This window comes from Psychrobacillus sp. FJAT-21963 (genome assembly GCF_001420585.1).
Classification (GTDB): Bacteria; Bacillota; Bacilli; order Bacillales_A; family Planococcaceae; genus Psychrobacillus.
Genome location: NZ_LJIY01000001.1, coordinates 434,234 through 445,003, shown reverse-complemented (window position 1 = coordinate 445,003; position 10,770 = coordinate 434,234). Strand labels below are relative to the sequence as shown.

Genomic DNA, 10,770 nt, shown 5'->3' with positions numbered 1-10,770 from the left:
GACAGGAGTGTTACTGGTGCCAGGCACCAGTAACACTCCTGTCATACATTCTACTGTTTATCCCCAGCCAGCGTATTCTTTGAGTTTTTCATATTGGAAGTTCCCGTTTTCAATATTATGGAACGCTTTATCTAATAATCTTAATGCTTCCTTCACTTCTGCGGTCGTTATTGTAAGTGGAGGTGTTATTTCTAACACATTTCCGTAAATTCCTACATTATAGATTAGTAGTCCAATTTCATAGCAATGGTAACAAAGAGCTGCAGTTTTTACTGCGTCTGGTTTTTTAGAGTCTCTGTCAGTTACAATTTCCACACCAATGGAAAGCCCCTTACCTCGCACATCTCCAATGCATTCGTATTTCTCTTTTAGTTTATTTAAGCCATTTAAGAACAGAACGCCTTGTTTTTCTGCGTTTTCTAGCAAGTTTTCCTCCTCGATGATTTGGATGTTTTCAATCGCTGCAGAAGTAGAAATCGGGTTTCCGCTTGTTGTAAACATGTGACCAGCTGCAACCGTGTCTAAAATTTCTTTTCGACCAACTACCGCACTGATTGGAAGTCCTGCCCCCAGTGACTTGCCTAATACGACTGCGTCTGGAACAATACTGGAGTGCTCAAATGAAAACCATTTTCCTGTACGCCCCATACCAACCTTTACCTCATCCACTATCAGATAAATTCCATGTTGGTCACAGATGTTACGGAGTGCATTTAAAAATTGTTCGGGTGGAAGAATCATTCCTCCATCACTTTGTATAGCTTCTATAATGACACCTGCAGTATCTTCAGCAGGGCAAATAGTTGTAAATACTTCTTCTAAGAAATGCATTGTTTGGTCAGTTAGATTTTCACTTATTCCGCTGAAAGGTCTATATACATTTGGGTAAGGGATTTTTACTACATTTCCTCTACCTTCAAATTTTGATTGCGCACTATGTCCCGAAAGAGAAGAAGCACCCATCGTTTGGCCGTGATACGAACCGATAAACGAAATGATTTTATTTCGATCAGTAGCAACAGGGAGAAATTTACTAATTAAGTCATTTGCATCAGAACCAGAGTGTCCGAACCATACCTTTTTCTCGAAATTACCTGGAACAATCTCGACAAGTTTATCCGCTAATTGAATCATTGTTTCGCTTGGAGCACTTAATTGTGTCGTAAAGGAGAGCTTTATATATTGATCGTGAATAATTTTAGCGATAGATTCTCTTCCATAACCAACGTTTGCTACTGCCCAGCCAGCTGTTAAATCTAGGTATCGCTGATCATTAATATCCGTTATGTAACAACCTTTTGCCTCTTTTACTGTAAGAGGAAAGAAACGAAGCTTTAAACCTTCTGAGATAAGCTCTTTATCTTTTTTTAGTAACTCTTTTTGATTCATTCTAACTCTCTCCTCGCGTAATGGTAATTTCATATTTTTTTATTTTATAGTTTAGACTTTGCCTTGTAATACCCAGCATTTCAGCGGCATTTGTAATATGAAAATTAGCACTTGCTAATGTGTTAGCTATTATCTCTTTCTCAAAAGCTTCTACTTGCTCTGTTAAAGATAGGGAAGAAGGAAGATAGTCTCTAGGGAAATCCACTTCGTTATATGTGACTTGCTCTTTCGATATATAGCTTGGCAAATGATCAGCAGAAATGACTGTACTGTTATCTAATAGAGCAATAGCACCTTCAATGATGTATTCTAACTGTCTTACATTGCCTGGGAAATTATATTTTAATAAGATTTCAAGAGCTTCTTCTGAGATGTTATAGGAAAAATTCTCATTGAGCATAAATTGCTTTTTTAGGAAGTATTCGATTAGTAATGGAATATCCTCTTTTCTTTCACGAAGGCTGGGAACTCTCATTGAAACTCCGGCTAATATATAAAACATTTCCTCTAACAAGTGATTATTCTTAAGGGCTACCTCGGGTTTTTCGTTCATTAAAGAAATAAAACGAATCTGAATTGGTATCTCGGAAATGCCATTTCCTATAATTAATTTATTGTCACGTAATACTCTTAATAGTTTCTCTTGCACTGAAACATCGATAGTATTTACCTCGTCCAATAAAATAGTTCCACCATTTGCAAGTTCTAATAATCCTTTAGAGTTACTATCTCCAAATAATGTTTTTTCCAATAAATTACTGGGTATTGCACCACAATTCAAGTTAAAGAAAGGTGTATTCTTTGTTATAACTTTATTCGTTATGTGACTTGAGACAAAATTTTTTCCGACACCTTTTTCCCCGTATATGAGTACATTCGTTGTAGAACTGGAAGCGCTTTCTATATCATTAAAAATTTTTAACATTGTTTTATTTTTACTTGTAAGTGAAGGTGCAGAGAGTATTTTCTTTTCTTCTTTTATAGCTAGTGTATTGTTTCCTTCAAATTTCATTTGAACCATGTCACTAATGATTGTTTCTGTTTTTGACAAGTCACGGACAATGGATAATGCACCTATTTTTTTGTTTCCCAATAAAAGAGGCTCACTCGTTTTGTTTACAGTGTATTTTTTGCCGCTATTCGAAAAAAAAGACTCATTTTGTATTATTTTTCTTTCTTTCACTAAAGAGTTTAGCAGAGGGTCCACTTTAAAATTTGCCTTTTGAAACACCGATCCATAGAGTTCTTCTCTTACCCCCGAAGGTTCTCTAGAATCTAGCTCTCCCATCTTTTTGTTATAAAAAATTACTTTTTGATTGTTATCAATAAAACAGACTCCTTCCTCCACTTTATCTAAAATACTATGAAATAGTCGTATTTGGTTATTTGCTTCTTTTAAATCATTTAATGTGTTTTGGAGGCTAGTAATATTTTTAAATACTATTAANTATTATTTTTAATAAAAATGCCTTTAAAGATAAGAAAGAAAAGGAAGTTTCAAATGAATCAACCAATTTTAACTGATATAAGTGATGAAATTATTAAAATACGTAGACATTTGCATCAATATCCAGAATTGTCTTTTCAAGAGTTTGAAACCTCGGAATATATTCGTAGTGTGCTAGATGACTGGGGAATTTCTTATCAAACAATTGGGGAGACAGGCATTTATGTCGATATTGTCGGATTAAGTGATGGTCCTGCAATTGGGTTAAGAGCAGATATTGATGCATTGCCAATTAACGAAGAATCAGATGTAGATTTTATTTCAAAAAAAAATCATATTATGCATGCTTGCGGTCATGACGGTCATACAGCCATTTTACTGGGAGCAGTTTATGAATTGGATAAGCATAAGGAGCTTCTAAATGGCACGGTCCGATGTATTTTCCAACCTGGAGAAGAGGCCGATGGAGCAGCTTTAGCTCTAATTGAAAAAGGAGTATTGGCAAATCCTACTATTAAAGCCGTAGTAGGATTACATGTTTGGCCGTATATTCCTTTTGGAGCAGTTGGAATAAAAGAAGGAAGTATTACTGCTTCTTGTGATGATTTTAAAATCATTATCAAGGGGCAAGGAGGTCATAGTGCTAGACCTCATCAAGCAGTGGATGCAATTGCAATTTCTGCCCAATTGATCCAAAATCTCCAGACTATTACTGCCAAAAGCTTTAATCCCGTACATCCTATGGTTATACATGTTGGGAAAATAACTGGTGGAGAAGCAAGTAATGTTGTAGCAGATACAGTGGTTTTAGAAGGTACTGTGCGAGCATTACAACCAGATGTAAGAAAAAAGCTAAGAACGGAAATAGAGAAAGTATGTAAAGTTGCTGAAGCTCAGTGGAATGCAAAAGTGGAAGTGAATTTTATTTTTGGTGCACCACCGATTGAAAATGATCGTTTTATCACAAAAGAGTTTGAAGAATTGGCAACGCAATTACTTGGGGTTGAAAATGTATTTGAATTAAAAGATCCTTCCATGGGAGCAGATGATTTTGGTTATTTCTCTGAGGCTGTTCCAAGTTTGTATTTTCGGTTAGGAATTAAAAAAGAAAATGAAATTTCCTATGATCTACACCATCCTAAATTTCACTTTGACGATAAGGTTTTAGCTACAGGGGTAAATCTTTATGTTAATTTTGCTATAAAATTATTAAAGAATATTAGATGAAAAATTGGTTTATGGAGTGATGAATAAAGTGACAACTAGAGAAGAAGTACTTGATAGAATTGAAAAAGAAGGCATTGAATATATTCGCATTGAGTTTTTAGACTATACTGGCGTAACAAGAGCTCGCACGATAAATAAAGCAAGCGTTAAAAGTGCCATGGAAGATGGTGTGAATTTTAGTGCAGCGATCATGGACTTTACTATGTTTGATACGTATGTTCCAAATCCAATGTATGGACCGAATGATGGTGACTTTTTTGCAATACCTGACCCTGATACGTTCGTCGTTTTACCACACCGCCGAAAAACAGCAAGAATGTTTTGTGATTTAGTAGATGAAAACGGAAATCCATGGGAAGGTTGCCCTCGAGGAGTTCTGAAAAAATTATTAAAAGAAGCTGAGGAAGTATTAGGCGGAAAATTGTTTATGGTGTATGAGCAAGAAGCGTACTTATTAAAAGAAGAAAATGGAAGTTTAATACCTGCTGATAGCAGTGCATGTTTTTCTTCCGACGGTTTAGATATTCAAGAAGAGTTTACACAAAAATTTATTGAAACAATGGCCAAAATGGGAGTGGAAACGGAACAAATGTCTAGTGAATTTGGACCGGGACAAGTGGAGATTAACTTGAAATATGACGAATGTTTAAAAGCAACAGATGATCAGGTTACGTTTAAGCAATTGTTCAAACATTTGGCAAGAGACATGGGTATGGTCGGGACGCTTGCTCCTAAGCCATTTAACGATTTAGCGGGAAGCGGACTACATATACATATTAGTCTGTTTGATGGAGCAAAGAATTTATTCAAGGATTTGAATGACGAAAGAGGATTAGCACTTTCAGAAAAAGCGTATCATTTCATGGGAGGAATTTTGCATCATGGGAAATCGTTAGCTGCTATTGGGGCACCGACGATGAATTCCTATAAACGTATGGTTCCAGGATCATGGGCGCCTGCACATGTATGCTATGGTGCTGGAAATCGCTCTGTTCTCGTTCGTGTTTTAGAACCACGAAGAGAGAGAAGATTTGAATACCGTGGAGCAGATGGCACATGTAACCCATACCTATTATCTGCCGCACTTATCGCTGCAGGCTTACATGGGATTCAACAAAGAATGGATCCAGGTGCTCCATTAGAGAAAGATGCCGGATCTTTATCCGAACAGGAACTTGAAGCACTAGGCATTGAATGGATTCCGCGTAATTTGAAAGAAGCTCTAGACCATCTGTCTAAGGATACTGTATTGGCAGATAGAATTGGACGACCAATCTGGCAAGAGTTCATCAAAGTAAAAGAGGAAGAGTGGAACAAACACTTCTATCGTGTGGATGAATGGGAACGTAAATTGTATTCAGAGCTATTTTAATTTCACCTTTAATAAAAGGATTTGTTACTGGTGCCTGGCACCAGTAACAATCCTGTAACATAATCTGTTGTCATAAGAAAATCATAGGTAAGATGGAAGCGATCCTAGTAATAAAAAAGGGGCTGTCCCAGAGTCGGTTAGCGGATCGACTCTGGGTACAGCTCTTTTTGGTAGTTCATGGGTTGTGAAAGATTTTAATAGATTTACCAAAGTTGGCATACAGTAACTTATGGTTTATTTAAAAAGAGAGCTAGTCAAAATGATTAGTTTATAAAATAATTTAATAGAATTGAAAATTCAAGGGGGAAGAATCTAATTAAATCAGGAAATTAATTTACATATATTGTGACTTGGATACTAATTACATTGAAACTGAGACCAAAAATGTAATAACCAAGATTAAAATGGTAGACAGCGAGACTAATTTAGAGATAACCGAGACCAATTTAGTTGTTACAGTAATACCAAGCAAATTAGTATAATATAATTGATAGTAGAATACGATAAGGGGATGAAAAGTTGAAAAAGGCTTTAGTTTTAGGAGGCACACGATTTTTTGGGGTGCATTTAGTAGAAGCATTATTAGAAAAAGGGTTTGAGGTTACGATAGCGACAAGAGGGAAAACAGAAGATTCATTTTCAACTAGAGTGAATAGAATCATTGTGGATCGATTGAACCTGAAAGAATTTAAACAACTTCTAGATAAAGAGACTTGGGACATAGTTTTTGACCAAATCTGTTATTCCTCACAGGAGGCATTGGCTGCTATAGAAGTTTTCAAGGATAATACGAAGAAATATGTTTTCACTTCTTCTAAATCTGTATATGACATAGGGAATGCAGAAACTGGATATGTAGAAGAGGATTTTATTCCAACCGAGCATCCTATTGTAATTGGTCCTAAAGAAGACTTTACTTATAATGAAGGAAAACGCCAGGCGGAAGCGGTGTTATTTCAAAAGGCTCCTTTCCCCGTCGTGGCTGTCAGGTTTCCAATAGTTATTGGTGTGAATGATTATACAGAACGACTTAAATTCTATGTGGAGAAAGTAGTCAATCAAGAGGAAATTCATCTGGTGAATTTAGAAGCTGCAATGGATTTTATATCGGAAGAGGAAGCTGGACAATTTCTAGCTTGGATCGGTCTTTCTGATTTTACTGGGCCGATAAATGCAACTTCCAATGGGAGCGTTAAACTACAAGAGATGATTTATATAATAGAAGAAAAGGCAAAAGCTGCTGCGAAAATAATTTCTACTGATAATGAAGATACTATTTCTCCATACAATATTTCGGAGACTTGGTTAATAAGCAATGAAAAGGCAAAAGAATTAAGGTTTGAATTTAGAGAGTTGAAGAAGTATTTACCTGATTTAGTAGAGGATTTAATGAAGGTGGTAAAATAATTAACCCTCCACTTCGGTAAAGTGGAGGGAGGGGGGGTTATTTAAGTAAATCTTTTATTGCACACGAGCAAACCCAAAACCGGAAGCGTAATCATCGCCAGTTGTTGCGCCGATTCCACCTTTAATATCAACTGCTTTAGCACGGTTTTGTAGATTTGTACGAAGTTGTGTATTGGACCAAGTTGGATTTTGAGCCCAAACTTTAGCAGCTAGCCCAGCAACGTGAGGAGTTGCCATGGATGTACCACTAATTGTGTTATAGCCACCATTATTCCAAGTAGAATAAATGGAAGCCCCTGGTGAAGAGATTTCAATATCACCTTGTTGGATGACATAGTCACCATCAGTAGAACTGTATCCACGAGATGAAAAGTCTGCTACACGGTATGTTCCGTTTTGCTGACGATTTTCAAGTGCCGCAACTGCTATTGCATTTACAAGTGCACCTGGATAACCAATGGAGCCTTGAGCTGGTCCAGAATTTCCAGCTGCTGCAACGATAAGCACGCCTTTGCCGTATGCATAGTTTACAGCGTTAGTAATTAAGCTATTGCTTACTGAAGAGCCTAGAGACATATTGATAACAGTTTTTGTACCTGTTGCCACTGCTTGATCTGCTGTGTGTTGAATAGCCGCAGCGATATCATCGGAATAGCCAGAACCATTTGCTCCAAGGACCTTGTATGCCCATAGGTCAGCTTCAGGAGCTACTCCATAAATACCTGCTTTGTCACTACCACCATCTGCTAATGCAGTACCAGCTACATGGGTACCGTGACCATTTCCATCGGTACAGCTACCATTTACTAGAGGGGTAGAACCTGTAAAGTCTTTACATTGTTCAACTGTGTTAACTAAGTCATAATGGCTAGTGTTTACTCCCGAGTCTAGAACTGCAATATTGATACCTTGTCCACCAGAAGTGGTAGTAAGATTGCTATTATTGTAAATTGCTTTAATACCCCATGGTACTTGTTGAGTTGGGTATTCTCCTGCAAGTGCTTCAAATTCGGATGCACGTACATCCGTATCCAATGTTACGATATCCACTTTCGTTACCGTCACATTTTTATTCTTTTGCAATGCTTCAAATTGTTTTTGATTCATATCTGTAGAGAATCCGTTCTCTGTCAATTCCCAGCGTGCTTCATACTGTCCTTTTAAAGTAGATTTCGTTGTTTTGTTGTTTGCTTCCACGTAAACGCGGAATGTTTCCGAGGAGTTTTTGTCTTCACTAGGTGGTGTAGCGCCTGCAACTTGAATTGGTGCAGATAAAGTCCCTACAATTAGTGCACTTAGTACGAGCATTTTCACTTTTCTCATTCTTCTTGACTCCTTTTCGGTTTGTTTTTTAGTACACTTTTAAACTATCACATAATATACCTTTTGTTTATTGGGAAAATTTCGATTATTATATAATGATAGTAGACTGAAAGTTTAGGAGTTGAGATTGTGCAAATTGGCTCATTGATTAAGTATCACCGAACGAAAAAGGGAATAACGCAGAGGGAGCTAGCGATGGGGATTTGTTCAATTCCTCATCTCAGTAAAATAGAGAATAATGCGAAGGATGCAAACAAAGAAACGCTACGATTGTTGCTAGAACGCTTGGAGATTAACTTGCAGGATGTGGAAAAAAGCGAGCAGAATATTCGACATTTGCTTAAAGAGTTTTTAGATCATATTCAGTTTTATGAGAAAGACAAAATTACAGAAGCATTTAATCAATTAGAAAACTATGTGGATATTATAGTATTTACTGACTACGCTTATGTGTATGAACTGTATAGATTAAGATACTATGTGTTTATTCGTGATTTTAATAAGGCAGCAGAACAGTCAAAGTGGTTGCAGGCACAAAAGCAGAATTTTTCCCAACATGAAGAGTATTTATTTACTTATTTTAAGGCGCTATTTTTAGTCTTAAGAGGGAGATACGAAGAAGGAGATGAACTGTTAACTCGCTTAGTGCAGGCGGATAATCGAATTAGCCATTTAGAAGGTGAGTTTTACTACCATTTAGGCTTAGTAAAGGGTCATTTACATCAGCATAGTCAAGCAATTTTTTATGGAAAAAAGTCTTTGGAGTCTTATTATGAAGAATACAATTTAAAAAGGATTCTACATGTAATGATGATGCTAGCAATTAATTACTCTCGTGCGGAACTTTATGATGAGGCACTTGAAATATATAGTCATCTACTTAGAAATGCAGAAATGTTCAATCAGATTGAATTGTTACCACATATATACAACAATATAGGCGATCTTCATGATAGCATGGCAAATCACTCTATAGCCCTTGCATATTTTAAAAAAAGCGTATCACTTATGTCAAAGGATACTGATTTCTATCTGTTAAGTTTATATAATTTGGCTTATACGGAATATAAATTAGGACTGTGGGAGGATAGCAAAGATAGCTTTGAATTGTTAAAAGCGGAAGCGACGCAAATGAGAGTTGTACATTTTCGTTTATTCGCAACATTTTATTTACTATTACTAAGTGATCAAGAAGTAAAAGCAATGGACCTTCTGGAAAATAAAATATTGCCATCCACTTCAAAACTTGCAGTGTTAATAGGAGCAAAAGAACATTACTCTTCTATACTGGCGAATTATTACAAAAGAGAAGGGAAATTTGAAAAGGCAGTTCAATATATTGATAAAGGGGAAAATGGATGAAAAAATTAATTTTGTTTATTTTGATGTTGTCAGTTACCTTTTTTGTTAATGCAAATTATAATAGTGTGAACCTTGCCTCAGATTATGAAACAAATGGAAAGGCTACATTAACGATTCCACCACCGATGTAAGCATAGTTTTAACAAAGCATCTCAAAACATTTAAATTGTTTTGGGATGCTTTTTATCATATCAGAATAAGTAGAAAATATTTTGTTATGTAGACTTTATCCAATAAACCGCTTTAACTCCTGATTAAACTTCTCAACCTCGCAATAAAACAATCCGTGACCACTATATTCAAAAGGAATCAAAACGGAATTGCTAATACTTTGATGCAATAATTCTCCTAAAACATAAGGGCATATTTTATCTTGTTTACCATGCAAAATAGCGGTGGGAACTTGTATTAAAGGCAAATCATTACGTAGGTCTTCATCTCGTAGAGAAACTAAACATTTTGCGGTTGCATTTCCAGATGCCATTAAACCAAGTCCATGGAACCAGTTGATAAAGTCTTTTGTCAAATAACGGGCGAAAAAGGTATCTCCAAAATCACTTAACATTTTTGGTCTATCTTCGTAAGTTTCTTCTATTAATTTATTTACTTCTTCAACAGTTATTCCATACGGGAAATCGGAGCGTCTTGTAAAAACAGGTGCAGCAGCTCCAATCAGTGCAAGCTTTGCCACTTTATGTCCACCGTGAAGAGCCATATATCGTATCGAAATGGCACCTCCCATCGAATGCCCCGCTAATGAAATATCCTCGAGGTCCAGGGTATCAATAACTATCCGAATATCATTCGCCATACGATCGTACGAATAACTTTCCCATGGTTTGCTCGATTTACCGAACCCCCTCAAGTCGATTCCAATGCACCTATACCCCATAGCTGGAAGCTGATTGAACTGATATTCAAACATTTGATGATTTGCGGGCCAGCCGTGGATGAACACAATTGTTTTTCTTCCTGTCGGGTTAACATCCTCCACAAAAACATTCACACCTTTTTCTACTCTCACGTAATACCCCATTAGATTCCTCCCAAACACAGCAGATTTACTATTCTATGGGAATTTTGAAGGAGATATTCGAGTTTTTTCTACTGTTTGTTACAGGGTTGTTACTGGTGCCTGGCACCAGTAACAACCCTATAACAATTCATTCTTACGCGTAGAAAGAAAAAGATAAGAAAAAGATAAGAAAAATTTAGCTTGGATGATTGAGTTTGGTTAGAATTG

The 10,770-nt window shown here is 36.5% G+C and carries 9 protein-coding genes; 5 read left to right on the top strand and 4 right to left on the bottom strand.

Annotated features, from left to right (window positions below):
* Positions 1–57 precede the first annotated feature (57 nt).
* Positions 58–1,389, bottom strand: a complete 1,332-nt coding sequence (locus tag AN959_RS02040) for an aspartate aminotransferase family protein (RefSeq protein WP_056827866.1) — start codon at positions 1,387–1,389, stop codon at positions 58–60.
* Between the two features lies 1 nt (position 1,390).
* The gene (locus AN959_RS22000) at positions 1,391–2,401 is read right to left on the bottom strand and encodes a sigma 54-interacting transcriptional regulator (RefSeq protein ID WP_371256498.1); all 1,011 of its coding nucleotides are present in this window, start codon (positions 2,399–2,401) and stop codon (positions 1,391–1,393) included.
* A 453-nt stretch (positions 2,402–2,854) separates the two neighbouring features.
* Here AN959_RS22000 and AN959_RS02030 point away from each other — a divergent pair, with 453 nt between their 5' ends.
* The 3 genes from AN959_RS02030 (at position 2,855) to AN959_RS02020 (ending at position 6,842) form a co-directional block, all read left to right on the top strand.
* Positions 2,855–4,063, top strand: coding sequence for a M20 family metallopeptidase (locus AN959_RS02030; protein WP_371256497.1), 1,209 nt, complete (start codon positions 2,855–2,857; stop codon positions 4,061–4,063).
* 19 nt (positions 4,064–4,082) lie between these two features.
* Positions 4,083–5,435, top strand: a complete 1,353-nt coding sequence (locus tag AN959_RS02025; protein ID WP_056827861.1) for a glutamine synthetase family protein — start codon at positions 4,083–4,085, stop codon at positions 5,433–5,435.
* A gap of 519 nt (positions 5,436–5,954) precedes the next feature.
* The gene (locus AN959_RS02020) at positions 5,955–6,842 is read left to right on the top strand and encodes an NAD-dependent epimerase/dehydratase family protein (protein ID WP_056827859.1); all 888 of its coding nucleotides are present in this window, start codon (positions 5,955–5,957) and stop codon (positions 6,840–6,842) included.
* Between the two features lie 54 nt (positions 6,843–6,896).
* On the opposite strand, the gene AN959_RS02015 is transcribed toward AN959_RS02020, so the two are convergent.
* A complete protein-coding gene (locus tag AN959_RS02015; RefSeq protein WP_056827858.1) occupies positions 6,897–8,165 on the bottom strand; it encodes a S8 family peptidase in 1,269 nt (422 codons plus the stop codon).
* Positions 8,166–8,294: 129 nt separating this feature from the next.
* On the opposite strand from AN959_RS02015, the gene AN959_RS02010 reads away from it, so the two are divergent.
* Complete coding sequence (locus tag AN959_RS02010) at positions 8,295–9,527, top strand: helix-turn-helix transcriptional regulator (protein ID WP_056827856.1); 1,233 nt, start codon at positions 8,295–8,297, stop codon at positions 9,525–9,527.
* The gene (locus tag AN959_RS21845) at positions 9,524–9,658 is read left to right on the top strand and encodes a hypothetical protein (protein ID WP_256363911.1); all 135 of its coding nucleotides are present in this window, start codon (positions 9,524–9,526) and stop codon (positions 9,656–9,658) included. The genes AN959_RS02010 and AN959_RS21845 overlap by 4 nt, the downstream gene beginning before the upstream one ends.
* A 95-nt stretch (positions 9,659–9,753) precedes the next feature.
* Here AN959_RS21845 and AN959_RS02005 read toward each other — a convergent pair whose 3' ends face one another.
* Positions 9,754–10,563 carry an alpha/beta fold hydrolase gene (locus AN959_RS02005; RefSeq protein ID WP_056827854.1) on the bottom strand — a complete coding sequence of 270 codons (810 nt, stop codon included), beginning with the start codon at positions 10,561–10,563 and terminating at the stop codon, positions 9,754–9,756.
* Positions 10,564–10,770: the final 207 nt, after the last annotated feature.

What these genes read in the sequence shown, in the direction of transcription:
- AN959_RS02040 (WP_056827866.1), bottom strand. Translation starts at nt 1,389, where the DNA reads ATGAATCAAAAAGAGTTACTAAAAAAAGATAAAGAGCTTATCTCAGAA.
- AN959_RS02025 (WP_056827861.1), top strand. Translation starts at nt 4,083, where the DNA reads ATGAATAAAGTGACAACTAGAGAAGAAGTACTTGATAGAATTGAAAAA.
- AN959_RS02015 (WP_056827858.1), bottom strand. Translation starts at nt 8,165, where the DNA reads ATGAGAAAAGTGAAAATGCTCGTACTAAGTGCACTAATTGTAGGGACT.
- AN959_RS02030 (WP_371256497.1), top strand. Translation starts at nt 2,855, where the DNA reads ATGCCTTTAAAGATAAGAAAGAAAAGGAAGTTTCAAATGAATCAACCA.
- AN959_RS02005 (WP_056827854.1), bottom strand. Translation starts at nt 10,563, where the DNA reads ATGGGGTATTACGTGAGAGTAGAAAAAGGTGTGAATGTTTTTGTGGAG.
- AN959_RS21845 (WP_256363911.1), top strand. Translation starts at nt 9,524, where the DNA reads ATGAAAAAATTAATTTTGTTTATTTTGATGTTGTCAGTTACCTTTTTT.
- AN959_RS22000 (WP_371256498.1), bottom strand. Translation starts at nt 2,401, where the DNA reads ATGAAATTTGAAGGAAACAATACACTAGCTATAAAAGAAGAAAAGAAA.